Origin of the sequence: Mitsuaria sp. RG (genome assembly GCF_028369275.1) — a bacterium.
GTDB classification, from domain to species: Bacteria; Pseudomonadota; Gammaproteobacteria; order Pseudomonadales; family Pseudomonadaceae; genus Aquipseudomonas; species Aquipseudomonas peradeniyensis.
On sequence record NZ_JAQMYQ010000005.1, the window covers coordinates 68,041 to 90,953 of the forward strand.

Sequence of the window (22,913 nt, forward strand, 5' to 3'; positions counted from 1 at the left end):
TATGACCGTGACCATGACGCTCGGCCAGCTGGCCGAGGCCCTCGGGGCCGAACTCAAAGGCCCCGAAGCGCTGCAGATCACCGGGCTGGCCACCTTGCAGGAGGCCGGTTCCGGGCAGTTGAGCTTCCTGGCCAACAAGCAGTACCGCAAGTTCCTGGACGATTCCTCGGCCAGCGCGGTATTGCTCAAGGCCGAGGACGCCGAAGGTTTTGCCGGCAACGCCCTGATCGTTCCCGACCCTTACCTGGCCTATGCACGCATTTCGCACCTGTTCGATCCAAAGCCCAAGGCTGTGGCGGGAGTCCATCCCAGCGCCGTGGTTGCCGAGGATGCCCAGGTGGATGCCAGCGCCAGCATCGGCCCGTTCGCGGTGATCGAGAGCGGTGCGCGCATTGGCGCCAATGTAACGGTTGGCGCGCACTGCTTCGTCGGTGCCCGCTGCGTCATCGGCGAGGGTGGCTGGCTGGCCCCGCGGGTCACGCTGTATCACGACGTGACCATCGGCAAGCGGGTGGTCATCCAATCCGGCGCGGTGATCGGCGGCGAGGGCTTCGGCTTTGCCAACGAGAAAGGTATCTGGCGCAAGATCGCGCAGATCGGCGGCGTCACCCTGGGTGATGACGTGGAGATCGGTGTGAACACCGCGGTAGACCGCGGCGCGCTGTCGGACACCCGCATTGGCGATGGCGTCAAGCTCGACAACCAGATCCAGATCGCCCACAACGTGCAGGTCGGCGACCACACGGCGATGGCGGCCTGCGTCGGGATTTCCGGCAGCACCCGGATCGGCAAGCATTGCATGATTGCCGGTGGCGTCGGGATGGTCGGCCACATCGACGTCTGCGACAATGTCTTTGTCTCCGGCATGACCATGGTGACCCGTTCGATTACCGAGCCGGGTGGCTATTCTTCCGGTACGGCCATGCAACCCTTGGCCGAGTGGCGCAAGAGCGCCGCTCGCATTCGCCAGCTGGACGAGATGTCCAAGCGTCTCCAGCAGCTGGAAAAGCGTGTCGACACCGTGACCTCAGGTGGCCAGCCGGCATCAGAAGGCTGATACCATTTACTGAGCAAGCGTTACAGTCGCTAGCTGGCTCCTCTTTGGATCTGCAAAAGGAGCGTGTGGTCAGCACCTGCGCTCCCTATTCTTATACAGGCTTCCCCCCGAAATGATGGACATCAACGAGATTCGCGAATACCTGCCTCACCGTTACCCGTTCCTGTTGGTGGATCGTGTGACGGACCTGGACTTCGAGGCCCAAAGCATTCGTGCCTACAAGAATGTCAGCATCAACGAGCCGTTCTTCAATGGCCACTTCCCGGCGCATCCGATCATGCCGGGCGTGCTGATCATCGAGGCGATGGCCCAGGCGGCCGGGATTCTCGGATTCAAGATGCTCGACGCCAAGCCGGCGGACGGCACCCTCTACTACTTCGTCGGCTCCGACAAGCTGCGCTTCCGCCAGCCGGTGCTGCCGGGCGACCAGCTGGTGCTGGAAGCCAGGTTCCTCAGCCGCAAGAGCATGATCTGGAAGTTCGAGTGCCGCGCCCTGGTGGACGGCAAGCCGGTCTGCTCGGCCGAGATCACCTGCGCGGAACGCTCCCTATGAGTTCGATTGACCCAAGGGCGATCATCGACCCCTCGGCCAAGCTGGCCGAGGGCGTCGAGGTCGGCCCCTGGTCGATCGTAGGCCCCGATGTGGAAATCGGGGAGGGCACCGTCATCGGTCCGCACGTGGTGCTCAAGGGGCCGACCCGCATCGGCAAGCACAACCGTATCTACCAGTTTTCATCTATCGGTGAAGACACCCCTGACCTGAAGTACAAGGGTGAGCCGACGCGCCTGGTGATCGGTGACCACAACGTGATCCGCGAGGGTGTCACCATCCACCGCGGCACCGTCCAGGACCGTTCGGAAACGACCCTGGGCGATCACAACCTGATCATGGCCTATGCCCACATCGGCCACGACAGCGTCATCGGCAACCACTGCATCCTGGTCAACAACACCGCGCTGGCGGGCCATGTGCATGTCGGCGACTGGGCGATCCTGTCCGGCTACACCCTGGTACACCAGTACTGCCATATCGGCGCCCACGCGTTTTCCGGCATGGGCACCGCGATCGGCAAGGACGTACCGGCCTACGTCACCGTGTTCGGCAGCCCGGCCGAGGCGCGCAGCATGAACTTCGAAGGCCTGCGCCGTCGCGGTTTCAGCGACGAAGTACTGCACGCCCTGCGTCGCGCCTACAAGATCGTCTACCGGCAGGGCCTGACCGTCGAAGAGGCGCTCAAGGAGCTGGATGAACTGGTAACGCAGTTCCCCGAAGTCGACCTGTTCCGCCAATCGATCGCCAATTCCGCACGCGGCATCACCCGCTGACATGGCCCAGCTCTGCGTGGCGCTGGTCGCGGGCGAGGCCAGCGGCGATATTCTTGGTTCCGGCCTGATGCGCGCCATCAAGGCACGTCATCCCGATGTACGGTTCATCGGTGTTGGCGGTCCCTTGATGGAAGCCGAGGGCATGACCTCCTACTTTCCGATGGAACGTCTGGCCGTCATGGGCCTGGTCGAGGTGCTCGGGCGCCTGCGCGAGCTGCTCAAGCGGCGCAAGGAACTGATCCAGACGCTGATCGGCGAAAAGCCCGACGTGTTCATTGGCATCGACGCCCCCGATTTCACCCTCAATATCGAACTCAAGCTGCGCCAGGCCGGGATCAAGACGGTGCATTACGTCAGCCCGTCGGTCTGGGCCTGGCGGCAGAAGCGCGTGCTGAAGATTCGCGAGGGGTGCGACCTGATGCTCACCCTGCTGCCGTTCGAAGCGCGTTTCTATGAAGAGCAAGGTGTGCCGGTGCGTTTCGTCGGCCATCCGCTGGCGGACACCATTCCCCTGGAGGCCGACCGTGGCGCGGCGCGTGCCGAGCTCGGCCTGGGCGAAGGGCCGGTGATCGCGCTGATGCCCGGCAGCCGGGGTGGTGAGGTGGGACGCCTGGGTGCCTTGTTCCTCGATGCCGCCCAGCGCCTGTGCGAGCTGGTGCCCGGCGTGCGCTTCGTGCTGCCGTGCGCCAATGCCGCCCGGCGCGCCCAGGTCGAGCAGATGCTCGAAGGGCGCGAGCTGCCGCTGACCCTGCTGGACGGCCGCTCGCACCAGGCGTTGGCCGCCTGTGACGCGGTGCTGATCGCCTCCGGCACCGCCACCCTTGAAGCGATGCTGTACAAGCGACCGATGGTGGTGGCCTACCGCCTGGCGCCGCTGACCTATTGGATCCTCAAGCGCATGGTCAAGAGCCCGTACGTGTCGCTGCCCAACTTGCTGGCCCAGCGCCTGCTGGTGCCGGAGCTGCTGCAGGACGCCGCCACCAGCGAAGCCCTGGCGCAGACCCTGGCGCCGCTGGTCAAGGACGGCTCGCAACAGACCGACAGCTTCGACCAGATCCACCGCACCCTGCGCCGCGACGCCTCCAACCAGGCGGCCGACGCGGTGCTCGCCCTGTTGAAGGACAGCTGACATGCAGATGGGACTGGATTTCAACCTGGTTGAAGAGCTGGTGGCCGGCGTCGATGAAGTGGGTCGCGGCCCGCTGTGCGGCGCGGTGGTCACCGCGGCGGTGATTCTCGACCCGCGCCGACCGATCCTCGGCCTGAACGACTCGAAGAAGCTTACCGAGGCCAAGCGCGACGCGCTGTTCGACGAGATTCGCGAAAAGGCCCTGAGCTTCTTCATCGCCCGGGCCGAGGTCGAGGAGATCGACAGCCTGAACATCCTCCAGGCCACCATGCTGGCCATGCAGCGCGCGGTCGAAGGGCTGCACATCACGCCGAAACTGGCGCTGATCGACGGCAACCGTTGCCCGAAGCTGGCCGTGCCGGCGGCGCCGGTGGTCAAGGGCGACTCCCAGGTGCCGGCGATCGCGGCGGCTTCGATCCTGGCCAAGGTTACCCGTGATCGCGAGATGAGCGAGTTCGAGCTGATCTACCCGGGGTACGGGATCGGCGGGCACAAGGGCTATCCGACCCCGGTACACCTCGAGGCCCTGGCACGTCTTGGGCCGACGCCCATTCATCGGCGCTCGTTCGCGCCTGTTCGGGCCGCATGGGAAGCCCGTGAAGGTATTTCCACCTCGCTGATCTGATCGGCGCCATTCATCGCGGGGCAAGCCCGCTCCCACGCCAAGCCTGCACTGGAATCGGCTGCGTGGGAGCGGGCTTGCCCCGCGATGCATTCTGCAACCAACCGCTGACCTGCAGGCGAGGCAAGCGAAGAGCAATACGCTACAATCCCGCCCTTGTCGTTCAGCACTGCTACAGGATCCTCCATGCCGGTCTCCTTCGTTCACCTTCGCGTGCACTCCGAATTCTCCCTGGTCGACGGCCTGGTGCGGATCAAGCCGCTGGCCAAGGCCCTGGCCGGGATGAACATGCCGGCGGTGGCGATCACCGACCAGAGCAACATGTGCTCGCTGGTGAAGTTCTACAAGACCGCCATGGGCGCCGGCATCAAGCCGATCTGTGGCGCCGACCTGTGGCTGGCCGGGGCCGACCCCGAGGCGCCGCTGTCGCGCATCTGCTTCCTGGCCATGAACCCCAAGGGCTACCGCAATCTCACCGAGCTGATCTCGCGCGGCTGGACCGACGGCCAGCGCAACGGCCTGGTGATCATTCAGCGCGACTGGATCGCCCCGGCCAGCGAGGGGCTGATCGCCCTGTCCGCTGGCAAGGAAGGTGATATCGGCGTGGCCCTGATGGCCGGGCGCCAAGACGAGGCCCAAGCCCTGCTCGGCGACTGGATGGGCCTGTTCCCGGATCGTTTCTACGTCGAGCTGCAGCGCACCAACCGCGCCGGTGACGAAGAGTACGTGCACGCCGCCGTGGCCCTGGCCGACAAGTTTGGCGCGCCGCTGGTGGCGACCAACGACGTGCGCTTCATCAAGCAGTCGGACTTCGACGCCCACGAGACCCGCGTCTGTATCGGCGAGGGCTGGACCCTCGACGACCCGCGCCGCCCGCGCGGCTACAGCGACCAGCAGTACCTCAAGTCGCCGGAGGAGATGGCCGAGCTGTTCAGCGACCTGCCGGACGCCATCGCCAACACCGTCGAGATCGCCAAGCGTTGCAACATCACCGTGCAGCTGGGCAAGTACTTCCTCCCCGATTTCCCCACGCCCAACGGCATGGGCATCGACGACTACCTGCGTCACGTCTCCCACGAGGGCCTGGAGGAGCGCCTGGCGGTGCTCTGGCCGAAGGAGACCACGCCCAACTACGAAGAGAAGCGCCAGGTCTACCTGGACCGTCTGAAGTTCGAGCTGGATATCATCATCCAGATGGGCTTCCCCGGTTACTTCCTGATCGTTATGGACTTCATCAAGTGGGCGAAGAACAACGACGTGCCGGTCGGCCCGGGCCGGGGTTCGGGTGCCGGTTCCCTGGTGGCCTATGTACTGAAGATCACCGACCTCGACCCGCTGGCCTATGACCTGCTGTTCGAGCGCTTCCTGAACCCAGAACGTATTTCCATGCCCGACTTCGACGTCGACTTCTGCATGGATGGCCGTGACCGGGTGATCGATTACGTGGCCGAGGCCTATGGCCGCAACGCGGTGAGCCAGATCATCACCTTCGGCACCATGGCCGCCAAGGCGGTGGTGCGCGACGTGGCGCGGGTGCAAGGCAAGTCCTACGGCCTGGCCGACCGCCTGTCGAAGATGATCCCGTTCGAAGTGGGCATGACCCTGGAGAAGGCCTACGAGCAGGAAGAGATCCTGCGCGACTTCCTCAAGGGCGACGAGGATGCCCGCGAGATCTGGGACATGGCCCTCAAGCTCGAGGGTGTTACCCGCGGTACAGGCAAGCACGCCGGTGGCGTGGTGATCGCGCCGACCAAGCTTACCGACTTCTCGCCGATCGCCTGTGACGAAGAGGGCGGCGGCCTGGTGACCCAGTTCGACAAGGACGACGTCGAGGCCGCAGGCCTGGTGAAGTTCGACTTCCTCGGCCTGCGGACCCTGACCATCATCAAGTGGGCGATGGAGATCATCAACCGCGAGCAGGCCAAGAAGAACCTGCCCGACGTCAACATCGACTTCATCCCCCTGGACGACCGCAAGACCTACGAGCTGCTGCAGAAAGCCGAGACCACGGCAGTGTTCCAGCTCGAATCCCGTGGCATGAAGGAGCTGATCAAGAAGCTCAAGCCCGACTGCCTGGAAGACCTCATCGCACTGGTGGCGCTGTTCCGTCCGGGCCCGCTGCAATCGGGCATGGTTGACGACTTCATCAACCGCAAGCACGGTCGGGCAGAGCTGGCCTACCCGCATTCCGACTACCAGTACGAAGGCCTCAAGCCGGTACTCGCGCCTACCTACGGCATCATCCTGTACCAGGAGCAGGTGATGCAGATCGCCCAGGTGATGGCCGGCTACACCCTCGGTGGCGCCGACATGCTGCGTCGGGCCATGGGTAAGAAAAAGCCCGAGGAGATGGCCAAGCAGCGCGGTGGTTTCATCGAAGGCTGCGTGGCCAACAACATCGATGCGGACCTGGCCGGTAACATTTTCGACCTGGTAGAAAAATTCGCCGGCTACGGCTTCAACAAATCCCACTCCGCCGCCTACGGCCTGGTGTCATACCAGACCGCCTGGCTGAAGACCCACCACCCGGCGCCATTCATGGCCGCGGTGCTGTCGGCGGATATGCACAACACCGACAAGGTGGTGGTGCTGGTCGAGGAAGTGCGCAGCATGAAGCTGCGCCTGGACGCGCCGGACGTGAACTTCTCCGACTTCAAGTTCACCGTCAACAATGACGGGCGCATCGTTTATGGCCTGGGCGCGATCAAGGGCGTGGGCGAAGGGCCGGTCGAGGCGATCGTCGAGGCCCGTGCCCAGGGCGGCCCGTTCAAGGACCTGTTCGACTTCTGCGAGCGGATCGACCTCAAGCGGGTCAACAAGCGGACCCTCGACGCGCTGATCCGCAGTGGTGCGCTGGACCGCCTGGGGCCGCACTTCCATGATGAGATCAAGGCTTATCAGGCCAACATCGACATCAACCGTGCAACCTTGCTGTCGGCGCTGGGCGAGGCGGTCAAGGCTGCCGAGCAGGCCGCTCACACCGCGGACAGTGGTCATGTCGATCTGTTTGGCGGCATGTTCGACGAGGCGGATGTCGACGTCTACGCCAACCATCGCAAGGTGCGCGAGCTGACCCTCAAGGAGCGCCTCAAGGGTGAGAAAGACACCCTCGGCCTGTACCTGACCGGCCATCCGATCGACGAATACGAGACCGAGATCCGCCGCTTCGCCCGCCAGCGCATCGTCGACCTCAAGCCGGCGCGAGATACCCAGACCATTGCCGGCATGATCATTGCCCTGCGGGTAATGAAGAACAAGAAGGGCGACAAGATGGGCTTCGTCACCCTGGATGACCGTTCCGGGCGCATCGAGGCCTCGCTGTTCGCCGATGCCTTCATGGGCGCCCAGGCCCTGCTGCAGACTGACGCCATGGTGGTGGTGGAAGGGGAGGTGAGTAACGATGACTTCTCCGGCGGCCTGCGCCTGCGGGTCAAGACCGTGATGACCATGGAGGACGCCCGGACCAAGCTGGCCGAGAGCCTGCGCCTGAAGGTCGGCCACGACGCGCTCAAGGGCGATCGTCTGAAGTGGTTGGGCGAGCTGATCACCCGCCATCGCGGTGGTTGCCCGATCACCCTGGAGTACACCGGCAGCGACGCCAAGGCCATGCTGCAGTTTGGCGACCAGTGGTCGATCGATCCGGCCGATGGGCTGATTCAGGCACTGCGTGACCAGTTCGGGCGTGAGAACGTCTTCCTGCAATACCGTTGAAACGACGAATTTTAATCTCGACCTTTATGCGCCTGATCCCTTAAGGTAGGGCGCCAAACGGATCAACCGGCCGGCCGCCTGGCCGTAGACCCAAGACGGAAGCCTATGAACCCGAATTTCCTCGATTTCGAACAGCCGATTGCCGACCTGCAAGCCAAGATCGAAGAGCTGCGCCTGGTGGGCAACGACAACTCGCTGAACATCAGCGATGAAATTGCCCGTCTGCAGGACAAGAGCAGCACCCTGACCGAGAGCATCTTCGGCAACCTGACCAGCTGGCAGATCGCTCGCCTGGCCCGTCACCCGCGCCGCCCTTACACCCTCGACTACATCGACCACATCTTCACCGAGTTCGAGGAGCTGCACGGCGACCGTCATTTCGCCGACGACGCCGCCATCGTCGGTGGTACCGCGCGTCTGAACGACAAGCCGGTCATGGTCATCGGTCACCAGAAGGGCCGTGAAGTGCGCGAGAAGGTGCGCCGCAACTTCGGCATGCCGCGCCCTGAAGGCTACCGCAAGGCCTGCCGCCTGATGGAAATGGCCGAGCGCTTCAAGATGCCGATCCTGACCTTCATCGACACCCCGGGCGCCTACCCGGGCATCGACGCCGAGGAGCGCAACCAGAGCGAGGCCATCGCCTGGAACCTGCGTGTGATGGCGCGCCTGAAGACGCCGATCATCGCCACCGTGATCGGTGAAGGCGGTTCCGGCGGCGCACTGGCCATCGGCGTGTGCGACCAGCTGAACATGCTGCAGTACTCGACCTACTCGGTGATCTCGCCGGAAGGTTGCGCCTCGATCCTGTGGAAGACCGCCGACCGCGCGGCTGATGCCGCCGAGGCCATGGGCGTGACCGCCGAACGTCTGAAGAGCCTGAACATCGTCGACAAGGTCATCGCGGAGCCGCTGGGCGGTGCTCACCGTGATCCGGCGAAGATGGCGGCCAATGTTCGCGCCGACCTGATCGAACAGCTGGACATGCTCGGCAAGCTCGACAACGACGCGCTGCTCAAGCGCCGTTACGATCGCCTGATGAGCTACGGCCTCTGATCGTAGTCTGACGCCCTCGATCGCGGGGCAAGCCCGCTCCCACGTTCTGTAGCGTGGGAGCGGGCTTGCCCCGCGATGCGATTTGAAGAGGGACTACTATGCTCGACCTCACTGCGCAACTCTCTCCCTGGCTCAACGCCCCCGCCTGGCACGTCGCCTTCTCCGGCGGCCTGGACTCCACAGTCCTCCTGCACCAGCTTGCCGACTACACCCGCAACCATCCAGCGCCCCCCCTGCGCGCCATCCATGTCCATCACGGCCTGCAAGCCGCCGCCGATACCTGGCCCGACCACTGCCGAGCGGTGTGCGACGCCTTGGGTGTCGAACTCGATGTGATTCCTGTCCAGGTCGCCCCCGGCGCCAGCCTCGAACAAGCGGCCCGCAACGCCCGCTACGGCGCCTTCGAAAAACGGCTGGGCGCAGGCGAGGTACTGTTCACCGGTCAGCACCGCGATGACCAGGCCGAAACCCTGCTGTTGCGTCTGTTGCGCGGCGCTGGCCTGCGTGGGCTGGCCGCCATGGCGCAACAGCGTCCGCTGGGCCAGGGCAGCCTGGTGCGGCCGCTGCTGGGGCTGTCGCGCCAGCAGTTGCAGGCCTACGCCGACAGACACGGGTTGGAATGGGTCGACGACCCTTCCAATAGCGATACGGCCTTTGCCCGCAACTTCCTGCGCGGCGAGGTCTTCCCAATCCTGCGCCAGCGCTGGCCCCAGGCCGAAGCCAATCTGGCGCGCAGCGCCGAACACCTGGGCGAGGCACTGGGCCTGCTGGACGAACTGGCCGCCAGCGACCTGGCGGTCGCCTGCGACAATGCGCCGCTGTCATGGCTGGGTTTGGATTCACTCAGCCTCGAGGCGCTCACCGCACTGTCCCCGGCGCGTCAACGCAACGCCATGCAATTCTGGCTCAGCCAGCGCACCCGCCTGCCCGACAGCCGCCACTGGGCCGGCTGGAGCGACCTGCGCGACGCGGCGGCCGATGCCTGCCCGGTCTGGCGTCTGACCGACGGCGAAATGCATCGCAGCCATGGACGTATCTGGTGGCTGAGTGGCGATTGGCTGGCTGCGGTGTCGGGCGTTTACCCCTGGCTGGACAGCGGGAAACCGTTGCGCCTGCCGGGTAATGGCAGCGTTCGCCTGATGTCGGGCCTGCCAGGTGAAGGCCTGCATATCCGCTACCGCCAGGGCGGCGAGGTCATGCAACTGCCCGGCCGCGGCCGGCGCGATCTCAAGCGCCTGCTCAACGAGCTGCAGGTCCCGCACTTCGTGCGCCCGCGCCTGCCGCTGCTGTATCGTGGCGAGCAGTTGCTGGCGGTGGCCAACCTGCCCGAGCGGGTGCAGGCAGATTGCCAACTGCACTGGCAGCCGCCGACGAACGTGCAAGGTTTGAGCTGAAGGGTACATTCCGGTAGACTACCCTCCCTTCTTGATACAACTTCTGTGGGTTGCGCAAAAACACAGGAGTTGCCGATTACCAAGCAGTTTTTTGCTGGGCTGATTTCTTAAAATGACGAGCGAGCTCCATGCCGGGGATACCCCTGGTCTGTACAGACGCGGCAGTTTTTCGAGATGCACTGTGATTGACGCAGGTGATCGGGGGCTTCGGCCTTCCTTCGCTTTCTCCGGCGGCGCTGGCCGCCTTAACGCAGACTTCTAGGGTTTTTCATGACGCGCTACATATTCGTCACGGGCGGTGTTGTTTCTTCATTGGGGAAAGGCATTGCCTCGGCTTCCCTGGCGGCCATCCTGGAAGCGCGGGGGCTCAAAGTCACCATGCTCAAGCTGGACCCGTACATCAACGTCGACCCGGGCACCATGAGCCCGTTCCAGCACGGTGAAGTATTCGTCACCCACGACGGCGCCGAGACCGACCTCGACCTGGGCCACTACGAGCGGTTCATCCGCACCACGATGACCCAGAACAACAACTTCACCACCGGCCGTATCTACGAGCACGTGCTGCGCAAGGAGCGCCGTGGTGATTACCTGGGCGCGACCATCCAGGTCATCCCGCACATCACCGACGAGATCAAGCGCCGCATCATCAAGGGCGCCGGCGATGCCGACGTCGCGCTGGTCGAAATCGGCGGCACCGTGGGTGACATCGAGTCGCAACCGTTCCTCGAGGCGATCCGCCAGCTGCGCGTCGAAGTGGGCTCCAAGCGCGCCATGCTGATGCACCTGACCCTGGTCCCGTACATCGCCACCGCCGGCGAGACCAAGACCAAGCCGACCCAGCACTCGGTGAAGGAGCTGCGCTCCATCGGCCTGCAGCCGGATGTGCTGATCTGCCGCTCCGACCACCCGGTCGATGCCTCGTCGCGTCGCAAGATCGCGCTGTTCACCAACGTCGAAGAGCGTGCGGTGATCTCGCTGGAAGACGTCGACACCATCTACAAGATCCCTGGTGTGCTGCACGCACAAGGCCTGGACGACTTCGTCGTCGAGCGCTTCGGCCTGCAGTGCAACAGCGCCGACCTGTCCGAGTGGGACAAGGTCGTCGACGCCAAGCTCAACCCTGAGCAGGAAGTGACCATCGCCATGGTCGGCAAGTACATGGAGCTGCTGGATGCGTACAAGTCGCTGATCGAAGCGATGAGCCACGCCGGCATCACCAACCGCACCAAGGTCAACCTGCGCTACATCGACTCCGAAGACATCGAGAACCAGGGCACCAGCCTGCTCGAAGGCGCCGATGCCATCCTGGTCCCGGGCGGTTTCGGCCTGCGTGGCGTGGAAGGCAAGATCACCGCGGTGCAGTACGCCCGTGAGAACAAGGTTCCGTACCTGGGCATCTGCCTGGGCATGCAGGTGGCCGTGATCGAGTTCGCCCGTAACGTGATGGGCTGGAAAGACGCCAACTCCACCGAGTTCGACCGCAACAGCGGCCACCCGGTCGTCGGCCTGATCACCGAGTGGGCCGATGCCACCGGCGCGGTCGAGACCCGTACCGAAGCCTCCGACCTGGGTGGCACCATGCGCCTGGGCGCGCAGGACTGCCAGCTGGCGGCTGGCTCCAAGGTCCACGACTGCTACGGCAAGGACGTGATCACCGAGCGTCACCGTCACCGCTATGAAGTGAACAACAACCTGCTGCCGCAACTGGTCGATGCCGGCCTGGTGGTGTCCGGTCGTTCCGAAGACGGCGCGCTGGTCGAAGTGGTCGAGTCCAAGGAGCACCCATGGTTCGTCGCCTGCCAGTTCCACCCGGAATTCACCTCGACCCCGCGTGACGGCCACCCGCTGTTCAGCGGCTTCGTCAAGGCTGCCCTGGCACAGAAGAACAAGGCCTGATCCATGACTCAGAAGATCATTCGCGTCGGTAACATCGAGATCGCCAACGACAAGCCGTTCGTCCTGTTCGGCGGCATGAACGTCCTGGAGTCCCGTGACCTGGCCCTGAAGGTCTGCGAGGAGTACGTGCGGGTGACCGAGAAGCTCGGCATCCCATACGTGTTCAAGGCCAGCTTCGACAAGGCCAACCGTTCGTCGGTCAACTCGTACCGCGGCCCCGGCATGGAAGAAGGCCTGAAGATCTTCGAAGAGATCAAGCAGACCTTCAACGTGCCGGTGATCACCGACGTGCACGAGCCCTACCAGTGCGAGCCGGTGGCCAAGGTGTGCGACATCATCCAGCTGCCGGCCTTCCTGTCGCGCCAGACCGACCTGGTCGTGGCGATGGCCAAGACCGGTGCCGTGATCAACATCAAGAAGGCGCAGTTCCTGGCGCCCCACGAGATGAAGCACATCCTCGCCAAGTGCGTCGAGGCCGGCAACGATCAGCTCATCCTCTGTGAGCGCGGTTCGAGCTTCGGCTACAACAACCTGGTCGTGGACATGCTCGGCTTCGGCATCATGAAAGAGTTCGAGTACCCGGTGTTCTTCGACGTGACCCACTCGCTGCAGACCCCGGGTGGTCGCGCCGACTCCGCCGGCGGCCGTCGCGCCCAGGTCACCGACCTGGCCAAGGCCGGTATGAGCCAGGGCCTGGCGGGCCTGTTCCTCGAGGCCCACCCGGATCCGGACAACGCCAAGTGTGACGGTCCGTGTGCCCTGCGCCTGGACAAGCTGGAGCCGTTCCTGGCCCAGCTCAAGCAACTGGACGACCTGGTGAAAAGTTTTCCGACGGTAGAAACCGCGTAAAGCTCGTTTCTCGGGTAAAGTACCGCCCGTTCCACCCCTGACCTTTCGGTCAGGGGCTCCCTTCGCCAGGCCTGCCCGTGCCATGTCGCCTGGTGAACGGCAAGAATTCCCAAAAGCTGCGTTGTTTTCGTCAATTCTGGAGTGCTTACAACAATGGCAAAGATCGTCGACATCAAAGGTCGTGAAGTTCTCGATTCGCGTGGCAACCCCACCGTGGAAGCCGATGTACTGCTCGACAACGGCATCATCGGTAGCGCCTGCGCGCCGTCGGGTGCTTCCACTGGCTCGCGCGAAGCGCTGGAGCTGCGTGATGGCGACAAGAGCCGTTACCTGGGCAAGGGCGTGCTGAAGGCCGTCGGCAACATCAACGGCCCGATCCGCGACCTGCTGCTGGGCAAGGACCCGGCCGACCAGAAAGCCCTGGACCGTGCCATGATCGAGCTGGACGGTACCGAGAACAAGGCCAAGCTGGGCGCCAACGCCATCCTCGCCGTGTCCCTGGCCGCCGCCAAGGCCGCCGCCCAGGACCTGGACCTGCCGCTGTACGCGCACATCGCCAACCTCAATGGTACCCCGGGCCAGTACTCCATGCCGGTGCCGATGATGAACATCATCAACGGCGGCGAGCACGCCGACAACAACGTCGACATCCAGGAGTTCATGGTGCAGCCGGTTGGTGCCAAGACCTTCTCCGACGGCCTGCGCATGGGCACCGAGATCTTCCACCACCTCAAGGCCGTGCTGAAGGCCCGTGGCCTCAACACCGCCGTCGGTGACGAAGGTGGCTTCGCGCCGAACCTGGCTTCCAACGAAGACGCCCTGGCAGCCATTGCCGAAGCCGTCGAGAAGGCCGGCTACAAGCTGGGCACCGACGTGACCCTGGCCCTGGACTGCGCGGCTTCCGAGTTCTATGAAGACGGCAAGTACAACCTGTCCGGCGAAGGCAAGTCGTTCGACGCCGAAGGCTTCGCCGACTACCTGAAGGGCCTGACCGAGCGCTTCCCGATCATCTCGATCGAAGACGGCCTGGACGAGTCCGACTGGGCCGGCTGGAAGATCCTGACCGACAAGATCGGCGAGAAGGTCCAGCTGGTCGGCGACGACCTGTTCGTGACCAACACCAAGATCCTCAAGGAAGGCATCGAGAAAGGCATCGGCAACTCGATCCTGATCAAGTTCAACCAGATCGGTTCGCTGACCGAGACCCTGGAAGCCATCCAGATGGCCAAGGCCGCCGGCTACACCGCGGTGATCTCGCACCGTTCCGGTGAAACCGAGGACTCGACCATCGCCGATCTGGCCGTGGGTACTGCTGCCGGCCAGATCAAGACCGGTTCGCTGTGCCGTTCCGACCGCGTCAGCAAGTACAACCAACTGCTGCGCATCGAGGAGCAACTGGGCGCCAAGGCCGTATATCGCGGTCGTGCCGAGTTTCGCGGCTGAGCAAGAGATGGTAAAAAGGCAGCAGCCGGGGCCGGCTGAACGTTCGTACTGATCGTTCGGTTGTCTCCACGGGTTTCTGTCGACGAAGCCTGGCCTCGGCCAGGCTTCGTGCTATCGGAAGCTCGCTGCGGCGGCCTTTTTTACCCTGGATATCTTCATGCGCAGTCCCTATTGGTTGTTCCTCGTCCTGCTCCTGCTGCTCGGCGGCCTGCAATATCGCCTTTGGGTAGGTAATGGCAGCCTGGCGCAAGTGACCGAACTCAAACAGCAGATCGCCGACCAGCATGCGGAAAACGAACGCCTGCTGGAGCGCAATCGTGTGCTCGATGCCGAGGTCCTGGAGTTGAAGAAAGGTATGGAGACCGTGGAAGAACGGGCTCGTCATGAGCTGGGGATGGTCAAGGAGGGCGAAACCCTCTACCAGCTGCCGCAGAAATGACAAACGAACTGCCGGCCTTCTGGGCCGTGATTCCCGCCGCGGGCGTTGGTGCCCGCATGGCTGCCGACCGTCCCAAGCAGTACTTGCAACTGGGCGGGCAGACGATTCTCGAGCACAGCCTCGACTGTTTCCTCGACCATCCCATGCTCAAGGGCCTGGTGGTCAGCATTGCCGAACAAGACCCCTACTGGCCCGGCCTGCGTTGCGCCAGCGATCCGCGCATCCAGCGCGCCCCGGGCGGTAGCGAGCGCGCCGACTCGGTGCTCAACGCGCTGTTGCTGCTGCATGCCCAGGGCGCGGCGGATGACGACTGGGTGCTGGTGCACGACGCCGCGCGGCCGAACCTGGCACGTAGCGATCTGGACAAGTTGCTGTCAGCCCTGGCTGAAGATCCCGTCGGCGGATTGCTCGCCGTACCCGCCCGGGACACGCTCAAGCGTGCCGACGGCGAGGGCCGGGTGGCGGCCACGGTTGATCGCAGCACCGTCTGGCAGGCCTATACCCCGCAGATGTTCCGCCTTGGCATGCTGCACCGGGCGCTGGCCGAGTGCCTGGTGTCCGATGTGGCGGTCACCGACGAGTCGTCCGCCATCGAATGGGCCGGTTATGCGCCGCGCCTGGTCGAAGGGCGCAGCGACAACATCAAGGTGACCCGGCCAGAGGACTTGGAGTGGCTGCGCCAGCGCTGGGCCGGGCGCCGCTGAGCGCCGACCTGGCACTGTCCCTGTAGGAGCGGGCTTGTCCCGCGAACACCGGCAAAGCCGGTGCCATGCGACGCGGCGCCTGCTTTGCGGGGCAAGTCCGCTCCTACAGGGGAGTGCTGCTATATTCTGGCAACTGTGCCAACCCTTCCTTGAGATAGTCCACCAATCGCCTCACCTTCGGCGACAGATGCCGCTGCTGCGGATACAACGCCCACACTGCCGTATTCGGCGGCTGATGCCCCTCCAGCAACGACACCAGCGCCCCGCTGTGAAAATGCTCGAGCACGTAATAGTCCGGCAACTGGCACAGCCCCATCCCCTGCAGCGCCGCGTCCAGCACCGCCTGGCCGCTGTTGCAGCGCCAGTTGCCCTGCACCCGCTGGGTGATCTCGCGACCCTCCTGCTGCAGTGCCCACAGGTCCGAACTACCCACCAGGCAGTTGTGCCGCGCCAGCTCCGACAGGCTGTGCGGCCGCCCATAGCGCTCCAGGTAGGCCGGCGACGCGCACAGGTACATGCGCCTTGGTGCCAGGCGCGTGGCCACCAGCCGCGAATCCTGCAAGCGCCCCAGGCGAATCGCCAGGTCCATGCCTTCGTGCAGCAGGTCGAGGGTACGGTTGCTCAGCTCCACTTCGACCCGCAACTGCGGATACTGCGCCATGAAGCGCGTCACCAGCGGCACGATGAAGCGTTCGCCATAGGCCACCGCGCAGGTCATGCGCAGCAGGCCCTTGGGCTCGCTGGCCAGGTCGCCCATGGCGCGCAGCGCCTCCTCGCGGCCATCCTGCAGGCGCTGGCAGTGCTGGAGAAAGGTCTGCCCGGCTTCGCTCAGGGTCACCCGTCGGGTGCTGCGATACAACAGGCGAGTCTGCAGGCGTTCTTCCAGGCGGGCGATCTGCCGGCTGATGTGCGAGGACGACACCCCCAGGCGTTCGGCGGCGGCGGTGAACTGGCCCGATTCGGCCACCGCGACGAACTCGTCGATGCCCTCCCAGCGACTGCTCATGGATTATCCCTGCATAGCAATAATGTTTTGTGAATGGCTGGATTATTCATCAAAAGGCGGTGAATTACACTGACCGCCAGTAACCGACATCCTTCTGGAGACCTTTGATGATCAAGTCCCGCGCTGCCGTCGCCTTCGAGGCCAAGAAACCCCTGGAAATCGTCGAAGTGGACGTGGCCATGCCCAAGGCCGGCGAAGTGCTGCTGCGCGTCGTCGCCTCGGGTGTCTGCCATACCGACGCCTACACCCTGTCCGGCGCCGACCCGGAAGGTATCTTCCCGTCGATCCTCGGCCACGAAGGCGGGGCGATCGTCGAGGCGGTGGGCGAGGGCGTTACCTCGGTGGCGGTCGGTGACCATGTGATCCCGCTGTACACCCCCGAATGCGGCCAGTGCAAATTCTGCCTGTCGGGCAAGACCAACCTGTGCCAGGCCATCCGCGCCACCCAGGGCAAGGGCCTGATGCCCGACGGCACTACCCGCTTCAGCTACAAGGGCCAGCAGCTGTTCCACTACATGGGCACCTCGACCTTCTCCGAGTACACCGTGCTACCGGAAATCTCCGTGGCCAAGATCCAGAAGGAAGCTCCGCTGGAGAAGGTCTGCCTGCTCGGTTGCGGCGTGACCACCGGCATCGGCGCGGTACTCAACACCGCCAAGGTCAAGCCGGGTGACACCGTGGCCATCTTCGGCCTTGGCGGCATCGGCCTGTCGGCAGTGATCGGCGCGGTCAAGGCCAAGGCTTCGCGCATCATCGCCATCGACATCAATCCGGCCAAGTTCGAGATCGCCCGCCAGCTGGGCGCTACCGACTGCATCAACCCGAAAGACTACGACCGCCCGATCCAGGAAGTAATCGTCGACCTCACCGACGGCGGGGTCGATTTCTCCTTCGAGTGCATCGGCAACGTGCAACTGATGCGCGCGGCGCTGGAGTGCTGTCACAAGGGCTGGGGCGAGTCGGTGATCATCGGCGTGGCCGGTGCTGGCCAGGAAATCGCCACCCGTCCGTTCCAGCTGGTCACCGGTCGCGTCTGGCGCGGTTCGGCCTTCGGCGGCGTGCGGGGTCGCAGCGAGCTGCCGAGCTACGTCGAGATGGCCGAGAAGGGCGAGATCCCGTTGGACACCTTCATCACCCACACCATGGGCCTGGAGGACATCAACAAGGCCTTCGACCTGATGCACGAAGGCAAGAGCATCCGCAGCGTGATCCACTTCTGAGGGCCCCGCCATGACCCTGGAAAACCTCTCCTGCCAGAAGAGCTTCGGCGGCTGGCACAAGCGTTACCGGCACACTTCCAAGGTGCTCGGCTGCGACATGGTGTTCGCCGTCTACCTGCCGCCCCAGGCCGAGCAGGGCGAGAAGCTGCCGGTGCTGTACTGGCTCAGCGGCCTGACCTGCACCGACGAGAACTTCATGCAGAAGGCCGGCGCCCAGCGCCTGGCCGCCGAGCTCGGGCTGATCATCGTCGCCCCGGACACCAGCCCGCGTGGCGAGCAGGTGCCGGGTGATCCGGATGGCGCCTGGGACTTCGGTCTGGGCGCGGGGTTCTACCTCAACGCCACCCAGCAGCCCTGGGCCCAGCATTACCGGATGCACGACTACGTGGTGGAGGAGTTGCCGGCCCTGATCGAGGCGCACTTCCCGGCGTCCGACCAGCGCAGCATCAGCGGTCATTCCATGGGCGGGCACGGAGCGCTGGTCTGCGCCCTGCGCAACCCCGGGCGCTATCGTTCGGTGTCGGCGTTCTCGCCGATCAGCAATCCGATGGATTGCCCCTGGGGCGAGAAGGCGTTTTCCCGCTACCTGGGCGAGGACCGTGCGCGCTGGCGCGAGTGGGACGCCAGCGTGCTGCTGGCTGAGCCCGGGCAGTGCCCGCCGTTGCTGGTGGACCAGGGCGATCGCGATGACTTCCTCGACAAGCAGCTCAAGCCGCAGGCGCTGGAGCAGGCAGCGCGCAAGGGCGGCCATGCGCTGACCCTGCGCCTGCAGCCGGGCTATGACCATAGCTACTACTTCATCGCCAGCTTCATTGATGAACACCTGCGTCATCATGCGGTGGCGTTGGGCAGGGTTTAAAGGTCGATGGCTTTTCGTCTGTAGGCGCGGCCTTGTGCCGCGAAAGGGCCGCGAAGCGGCCCCAGGATGTCAGCGTCACCGCCAGTCCCGCCGGGGCTGCTGCGCAGCCCTTTCGCGGCACAAGGCCGCTCCTACAGCGCCGCCCAATACTGCATGAAAGCAGGTAGAATCACGCCCTGACTCAATCAGGGCGTTTTTCTATGCGTATTGGCCACGGCTACGATGTCCACCGTTTCTGCGACGGTGATTTCATTACCTTGGGCGGGGTGCGTATCCCCCACAAGTTCGGCCTGCTGGCCCACTCCGACGGCGACGTGCTGCTGCACGCCCTGAGCGATGCCCTGCTTGGCGCTGCGGCGCTGGGCGACATCGGCAAGCATTTCCCCGACACCGACCCGCAGTTCAAGGGCGCCGACAGCCGCGTCCTGTTGCGCCACGTGGTTACCGTCGTGCGCGACAAGGGCTGGAAGGTCGGCAACGTCGACGCCACCATCGTCGCCCAGGCGCCGAAGATGGCCCCGCATATCGAAATCATGCGCCAGCAGATCGCCGCAGACCTGCAGGTCGAACTCGACCAGGTCAACGTCAAGGCCACCACCGAAGAAAAGCTGGGCTTCACCGGTCGCGAGGAGGGCATCGCCGTGCACGCGGTCGCCCTGCTGCTGCCAGCATGACCGAACTGGAACTGCTGGGCCCACGGGCCTCGGGCGATGCATTGGGCACTGCAGTGCTCAAGGCGGTGGCCGAAGACTTCCAGGTCGATGAAGTCCTTGATATCCCGCTGTCCGGCCAGGGCGAGCACCTGTGGCTGTGGGTCGAGAAGCGCGACCTCAACACCGAGGAGGCGGCCCGCCGCCTGGCCCGCGCCGCCGGCGTGCCGGTGCGCGCCATCAGCTATGCCGGCCTCAAGGACCGCCAGGCCCTGACCCGCCAGTGGTTCAGCCTGCACCTGCCGGGCAAGGCCGACCCCGACCTGTCCCGCGCCGAGGACGACACCCTGCGGGTGCTCAAGCAGGTGCGCCACCAGCGCAAGCTGCAGCGTGGCGCGCACTCGGCCAATGGCTTCACCTTGCGCCTGACCGCGCTGCAGGCCGACCGCCCGGCCCTCGATGCCCGCCTGGAGCAACTCAAGCTGCAGGGCGTGCCCAATTACTTCGGCAGCCAGCGTTTCGGCCATGGCGGTGGCAACGTGCATGATGCCCAGGGCTGGGCCGCACGCCAGGCATTGCCCGAGCAGCGTAACGTGCGCTCGCGGTTGTTGTCGGCCGGGCGCAGCTACCTGTTCAACCAGGTGCTGGCCGCCCGGGTGGCAGACGGCAGCTGGCAGCGCGCCCAGGTCGGCGACCTGCTGGCGTTCACCGACAGCCGCAGTTTCTTCCCGGCAGGGGAGGCCGAGTGCAGCGATCCGCGCCTGGCCATTCTCGACCTGCATCCCACCGGCCCGCTGTGGGGCGAGGGGCAATCGCCTTGCGCTGGCGCGACCCAGGCGCTCGAGAGCGAAGTTGCCGCCCGCCATCCGGCGTTGTGCCAATGGCTGGCGCGAGCGGGCATGGATCACGAACGGCGCATCCTGCGGCTCCCTATTGGGCGTCTGTCGTGGCATTATCCCGAGCCTGATATCCTGCAACTGGAATTCGTCCTTCCGGCCGGATGCTTCGCCACCGTGGTGGTGCGCGAACTCGTCGATCTGGTGCCGGCAGGGCAGACGGACAGCCCATGCGTATTCTGATTTCGAATGACGACGGTGTTACCGCACCCGGCATCGCCGCGCTGCATGAAGCGCTGGCGGATTACGCCGAGTGCGTGGTGATTGCCCCGGATCAAGACAAGAGCGGCGCCAGCAGTTCGCTGACGCTCGACCGGCCGCTGCACCCGCAGACCCTGGCCAACGGCTTCATCAGCCTCAACGGCACGCCCACCGACTGCGTGCACCTGGGGCTCAACGGCCTGCTGCCGGAAACCCCCGACATGGTGGTGTCCGGCATCAACCTGGGTGCCAACCTGGGGGATGACGTGCTGTATTCCGGCACGGTCGCCGCCGCGCTGGAAGGGCGTTTCCTCGGCGGCACCTCGCTGGCCTTCTCGCTGCTTTCGCGTCTGCCCGATAACCTGCCGACCGCCGCCTATATCGCCCGGCGCCTGGTCGAGGCGCAGTCGCGCCTGGAACTGCCGCCGCGCACCGTGCTCAACGTCAACATCCCCAACCTGCCGCTGGAGCACATCCGCGGCATCCAGCTTACCCGCCTGGGGCACCGGGCGCGTGCCGCGGCGCCGACCAAGGTGGTCAACCCGCGGGGCAAGGAAGGTTACTGGATCGCCGTGGCCGGCGATGCCGAGGATGGCGGGCCGGGTACCGATTTCCATGCGGTGATGCAAGGCTACGTGTCGATCACGCCGTTGCAGCTGGACCGTACCTTCAACGATGCCTTCGAGCGCCTCGATGGCTGGCTGGAGGGCGTGCTCTGATGCGCGAACAGGACGATCTGCAGCGTCGCGGCATCGGCATGACCTCCCAGCGTACCCGGGAGCGGCTGATCCAGCGCCTCTACGAAGAAGGCGTGTCGAACGCCAAGGTACTCGAGGCCATTCGCCGCACCCCGCGCCACCTGTTTGTCGATGAAGCCCTGGCCCATCGAGCCTACGAGGACACGGCGCTGCCGATCGGCCACAACCAGACGATCTCCCAGCCGTTCATGGTCGCGCACATGAGCGAGCTGCTTCTGGAGGCCGGGCCCCTGGACAAGGTGCTGGAGATCGGCACCGGTTCTGGCTACCAGACCGCGATCCTGGCCCAGCTGGTGGAGCGGGTGTTCTCGGTGGAGCGGATCAAGGTCCTGCAGGACCGGGCCAAGGAGCGCCTGGTCGAGCTCAACCTGCGCAACGTGGTGTTCCGCTGGGGCGACGGCTGCGAAGGCTGGCCGGCGCTGGCGCCGTACAACGGCATCATCGTTACCGCGGTCGCCCCGGAAGTGCCCCAGGCACTGCTCGACCAGCTGGCGCCGGGCGGGCGCATGGTGATCCCGGTCGGGCCGGCGGGGGAGACCCAGCAGCTGATGCTGATCGTGCGCGAAGAACATGGCTTCTCGCGCCGGGTACTCGGGGCCGTACGCTTCGTACCCCTGCTCAACGGCCCGCTGGCCTGACCTGCGCAACGGAATATTTGCGCCGGCGACGAATTCTTGCGCCTGGCCCCTGTCTATCTGGCGTGGCGTTTTTCGTACACCGATCAGGCCAACAGCGAGTCACCCCAAGGTGGGTGGCTCGGTTATAATTGAAACAATATTGCATTTCGTATCGTCATTTTTGACAGCATGAGGGGAGCGCGGGTGGGTCACACAGGCATGCGGCAGCGCAAGGAACGGTCGGTATTGAAGCTTCTGGTGATTGCGCTGGCCATGGGGACCCTGTTGGCTGGCTGTTCCAGCACCAGCTCCAACGGCGCCCGCGTGGTCGACCGCAACAACGCCGCGCCCAAGCGCCCGACCGTCACCTCGGGGCAGTACATCGTCAAGCCCGGCGACACGCTGTTCTCCATCGCCTTCCGCTATGGCTGGGACTACAAGGAGCTGGCGGCGCGCAACAACATTCCCGCCCCCTACACCATCCGTCCGGGCCAGCCGATTCGTTTCAGCAGCGGCGCGGGGGGCAGCACCACGGTTGTCAGCAGCCCTTCTTCGTCGAGCAAGACCACCGTCATCCGCCGACCGGTCGGCAGCACCGCGCCGACGACCAGTAATGGCAAAAGTGCCACTACTGCCTCTTCCACCACCTCGCAAACGGTTGCCCAGGTGCCCGCCGCAGAGCGCGCCGTCGGCGGTTGGACGTGGCCGGCGAGCGGCGTGCTGATTGGTAAATTCGCTTCAAACGGTAGTTTGAATAAAGGCATTGATATCGCCGGTGATTTGGGACAGCCTGTTTTTGCTGCGTCTGATGGAGCGGTGGTCTACGCCGGCAGTGGCTTGAGGGGCTATGGCGAGCTCATCATCATCAAACACAGCGATACCTACGTCAGTGCCTACGGTCACAACCGCAGGCTTTTGGTTCGGGAGGGGCAGCAGGTCAAGGCAGGGCAGACGATCGCAGAAATGGGGTCCACGGGCACTGATCGGGTGAAGCTGCATTTCGAGATTCGCCGCCAGGGCAAACCCGTCGATCCGCTCCAGTTCCTGCCACGCCGTTGATCATTGTCCCGGCCTGTTCCT

General features: G+C 64.7%; 21 protein-coding genes. 20 read left to right on the forward strand and 1 reads right to left on the reverse strand.

The window, feature by feature from the left end; genetic code table 11:
• Nucleotide 1: 1 nt before the first annotated feature.
• The 13 genes from lpxD (at nucleotide 2) to ispD (ending at nucleotide 15,626) form a co-directional block, all read left to right on the forward strand.
• Nucleotides 2-1,057: a UDP-3-O-(3-hydroxymyristoyl)glucosamine N-acyltransferase gene (gene lpxD / locus POF53_RS04645; RefSeq protein ID WP_203651136.1), complete on the forward strand. Its 1,056-nt coding sequence runs from the start codon at nucleotides 2-4 to the stop codon at nucleotides 1,055-1,057.
• A gap of 112 nt (nucleotides 1,058-1,169) precedes the next feature.
• Complete coding sequence (gene fabZ / locus POF53_RS04650) at nucleotides 1,170-1,610, forward strand: 3-hydroxyacyl-ACP dehydratase FabZ (protein ID WP_051097422.1); 441 nt, start codon at nucleotides 1,170-1,172, stop codon at nucleotides 1,608-1,610.
• Nucleotides 1,607-2,383, forward strand: a complete 777-nt coding sequence (gene lpxA, locus POF53_RS04655) for an acyl-ACP--UDP-N-acetylglucosamine O-acyltransferase (RefSeq protein ID WP_028690667.1) — start codon at nucleotides 1,607-1,609, stop codon at nucleotides 2,381-2,383. The genes fabZ and lpxA overlap by 4 nt, the downstream gene beginning before the upstream one ends.
• 1 nt (nucleotide 2,384) lies before the next feature.
• Entirely contained in the window at nucleotides 2,385-3,512 is a 1,128-nt protein-coding gene (gene lpxB / locus POF53_RS04660) for a lipid-A-disaccharide synthase (protein WP_203651137.1), read from the forward strand.
• A gap of 1 nt (nucleotide 3,513) precedes the next feature.
• Nucleotides 3,514-4,137, forward strand: coding sequence for a ribonuclease HII (gene rnhB / locus POF53_RS04665; protein ID WP_498966586.1), 624 nt, complete (start codon nucleotides 3,514-3,516; stop codon nucleotides 4,135-4,137).
• Nucleotides 4,138-4,320: 183 nt separating this feature from the next.
• On the forward strand, nucleotides 4,321-7,845 hold the full coding sequence (gene dnaE, locus POF53_RS04670; protein WP_254463924.1) for a DNA polymerase III subunit alpha: 3,525 nt from the start codon (nucleotides 4,321-4,323) through the stop codon (nucleotides 7,843-7,845).
• Between the two features lie 105 nt (nucleotides 7,846-7,950).
• Nucleotides 7,951-8,898, forward strand: a complete 948-nt coding sequence (locus tag POF53_RS04675; RefSeq protein ID WP_110738407.1) for an acetyl-CoA carboxylase carboxyltransferase subunit alpha — start codon at nucleotides 7,951-7,953, stop codon at nucleotides 8,896-8,898.
• Nucleotides 8,899-8,996: 98 nt separating this feature from the next.
• The gene (gene tilS / locus POF53_RS04680; RefSeq protein WP_498966589.1) at nucleotides 8,997-10,292 is read left to right on the forward strand and encodes a tRNA lysidine(34) synthetase TilS; all 1,296 of its coding nucleotides are present in this window, start codon (nucleotides 8,997-8,999) and stop codon (nucleotides 10,290-10,292) included.
• Between the two features lie 270 nt (nucleotides 10,293-10,562).
• Nucleotides 10,563-12,191, forward strand: coding sequence for a CTP synthase (gene pyrG, locus POF53_RS04685; RefSeq protein WP_186714670.1), 1,629 nt, complete (start codon nucleotides 10,563-10,565; stop codon nucleotides 12,189-12,191).
• Nucleotides 12,192-12,194: 3 nt separating this feature from the next.
• On the forward strand, nucleotides 12,195-13,040 hold the full coding sequence (gene kdsA / locus POF53_RS04690) for a 3-deoxy-8-phosphooctulonate synthase (RefSeq protein WP_110701896.1): 846 nt from the start codon (nucleotides 12,195-12,197) through the stop codon (nucleotides 13,038-13,040).
• A 153-nt stretch (nucleotides 13,041-13,193) separates the two neighbouring features.
• Nucleotides 13,194-14,483 carry a phosphopyruvate hydratase gene (gene eno / locus POF53_RS04695; RefSeq protein WP_232856796.1) on the forward strand — a complete coding sequence of 430 codons (1,290 nt, stop codon included), beginning with the start codon at nucleotides 13,194-13,196 and terminating at the stop codon, nucleotides 14,481-14,483.
• A 157-nt stretch (nucleotides 14,484-14,640) separates the two neighbouring features.
• Nucleotides 14,641-14,922: a cell division protein FtsB gene (gene ftsB / locus POF53_RS04700; protein WP_011535259.1), complete on the forward strand. Its 282-nt coding sequence runs from the start codon at nucleotides 14,641-14,643 to the stop codon at nucleotides 14,920-14,922.
• Nucleotides 14,919-15,626: a 2-C-methyl-D-erythritol 4-phosphate cytidylyltransferase gene (ispD, locus tag POF53_RS04705; protein WP_232856797.1), complete on the forward strand. Its 708-nt coding sequence runs from the start codon at nucleotides 14,919-14,921 to the stop codon at nucleotides 15,624-15,626. The genes ftsB and ispD overlap by 4 nt, the downstream gene beginning before the upstream one ends.
• A 103-nt stretch (nucleotides 15,627-15,729) precedes the next feature.
• On the opposite strand, the gene POF53_RS04710 is transcribed toward ispD, so the two are convergent.
• Nucleotides 15,730-16,632 (reverse strand): LysR substrate-binding domain-containing protein, encoded by a 903-nt coding sequence (locus POF53_RS04710; RefSeq protein ID WP_203651154.1) that lies wholly within the window; start codon nucleotides 16,630-16,632, stop codon nucleotides 15,730-15,732.
• A gap of 110 nt (nucleotides 16,633-16,742) precedes the next feature.
• Between POF53_RS04710 and POF53_RS04715 the strand changes: the two genes are divergently transcribed.
• The 7 genes from POF53_RS04715 (at nucleotide 16,743) to POF53_RS04745 (ending at nucleotide 22,892) form a co-directional block, all read left to right on the forward strand.
• Nucleotides 16,743-17,852 carry an S-(hydroxymethyl)glutathione dehydrogenase/class III alcohol dehydrogenase gene (locus POF53_RS04715; RefSeq protein ID WP_498966632.1) on the forward strand — a complete coding sequence of 370 codons (1,110 nt, stop codon included), beginning with the start codon at nucleotides 16,743-16,745 and terminating at the stop codon, nucleotides 17,850-17,852.
• A gap of 16 nt (nucleotides 17,853-17,868) precedes the next feature.
• On the forward strand, nucleotides 17,869-18,711 hold the full coding sequence (gene fghA / locus POF53_RS04720) for an S-formylglutathione hydrolase (protein WP_498966634.1): 843 nt from the start codon (nucleotides 17,869-17,871) through the stop codon (nucleotides 18,709-18,711).
• Between the two features lie 200 nt (nucleotides 18,712-18,911).
• Complete coding sequence (gene ispF, locus POF53_RS04725) at nucleotides 18,912-19,385, forward strand: 2-C-methyl-D-erythritol 2,4-cyclodiphosphate synthase (RefSeq protein WP_232856801.1); 474 nt, start codon at nucleotides 18,912-18,914, stop codon at nucleotides 19,383-19,385.
• Nucleotides 19,382-20,440 carry a tRNA pseudouridine(13) synthase TruD gene (truD, locus tag POF53_RS04730; protein WP_232856803.1) on the forward strand — a complete coding sequence of 353 codons (1,059 nt, stop codon included), beginning with the start codon at nucleotides 19,382-19,384 and terminating at the stop codon, nucleotides 20,438-20,440. Before ispF ends, truD begins: the two co-directional genes overlap by 4 nt.
• Nucleotides 20,428-21,177, forward strand: coding sequence for a 5'/3'-nucleotidase SurE (gene surE, locus POF53_RS04735; protein WP_232856805.1), 750 nt, complete (start codon nucleotides 20,428-20,430; stop codon nucleotides 21,175-21,177). The genes truD and surE overlap by 13 nt, the downstream gene beginning before the upstream one ends.
• Nucleotides 21,177-21,854, forward strand: coding sequence for a protein-L-isoaspartate(D-aspartate) O-methyltransferase (locus tag POF53_RS04740; protein WP_028690652.1), 678 nt, complete (start codon nucleotides 21,177-21,179; stop codon nucleotides 21,852-21,854). Before surE ends, POF53_RS04740 begins: the two co-directional genes overlap by 1 nt.
• Nucleotides 21,855-22,079: 225 nt before the next feature.
• Complete coding sequence (locus POF53_RS04745; protein ID WP_498966595.1) at nucleotides 22,080-22,892, forward strand: peptidoglycan DD-metalloendopeptidase family protein; 813 nt, start codon at nucleotides 22,080-22,082, stop codon at nucleotides 22,890-22,892.
• Nucleotides 22,893-22,913 lie beyond the last annotated feature (21 nt).

Excerpts from the sequence above, each read along its gene's own strand:
- lpxD (WP_203651136.1), top strand. The coding sequence starts at position 2 with ATGACCGTGACCATGACGCTCGGCCAGCTGGCCGAGGCCCTCGGGGCC.
- fabZ (WP_051097422.1), top strand. The coding sequence starts at position 1,170 with ATGATGGACATCAACGAGATTCGCGAATACCTGCCTCACCGTTACCCG.
- lpxA (WP_028690667.1), top strand. The coding sequence starts at position 1,607 with ATGAGTTCGATTGACCCAAGGGCGATCATCGACCCCTCGGCCAAGCTG.
- lpxB (WP_203651137.1), top strand. The coding sequence starts at position 2,385 with ATGGCCCAGCTCTGCGTGGCGCTGGTCGCGGGCGAGGCCAGCGGCGAT.
- rnhB (WP_498966586.1), top strand. The coding sequence starts at position 3,514 with ATGCAGATGGGACTGGATTTCAACCTGGTTGAAGAGCTGGTGGCCGGC.
- dnaE (WP_254463924.1), top strand. The coding sequence starts at position 4,321 with ATGCCGGTCTCCTTCGTTCACCTTCGCGTGCACTCCGAATTCTCCCTG.
- POF53_RS04675 (WP_110738407.1), top strand. The coding sequence starts at position 7,951 with ATGAACCCGAATTTCCTCGATTTCGAACAGCCGATTGCCGACCTGCAA.
- tilS (WP_498966589.1), top strand. The coding sequence starts at position 8,997 with ATGCTCGACCTCACTGCGCAACTCTCTCCCTGGCTCAACGCCCCCGCC.
- pyrG (WP_186714670.1), top strand. The coding sequence starts at position 10,563 with ATGACGCGCTACATATTCGTCACGGGCGGTGTTGTTTCTTCATTGGGG.
- kdsA (WP_110701896.1), top strand. The coding sequence starts at position 12,195 with ATGACTCAGAAGATCATTCGCGTCGGTAACATCGAGATCGCCAACGAC.
- eno (WP_232856796.1), top strand. The coding sequence starts at position 13,194 with ATGGCAAAGATCGTCGACATCAAAGGTCGTGAAGTTCTCGATTCGCGT.
- ftsB (WP_011535259.1), top strand. The coding sequence starts at position 14,641 with ATGCGCAGTCCCTATTGGTTGTTCCTCGTCCTGCTCCTGCTGCTCGGC.
- ispD (WP_232856797.1), top strand. The coding sequence starts at position 14,919 with ATGACAAACGAACTGCCGGCCTTCTGGGCCGTGATTCCCGCCGCGGGC.
- POF53_RS04710 (WP_203651154.1), bottom strand. The coding sequence starts at position 16,632 with ATGAGCAGTCGCTGGGAGGGCATCGACGAGTTCGTCGCGGTGGCCGAA.
- ispF (WP_232856801.1), top strand. The coding sequence starts at position 18,912 with ATGCGTATTGGCCACGGCTACGATGTCCACCGTTTCTGCGACGGTGAT.
- truD (WP_232856803.1), top strand. The coding sequence starts at position 19,382 with ATGACCGAACTGGAACTGCTGGGCCCACGGGCCTCGGGCGATGCATTG.
- surE (WP_232856805.1), top strand. The coding sequence starts at position 20,428 with ATGCGTATTCTGATTTCGAATGACGACGGTGTTACCGCACCCGGCATC.
- POF53_RS04740 (WP_028690652.1), top strand. The coding sequence starts at position 21,177 with ATGCGCGAACAGGACGATCTGCAGCGTCGCGGCATCGGCATGACCTCC.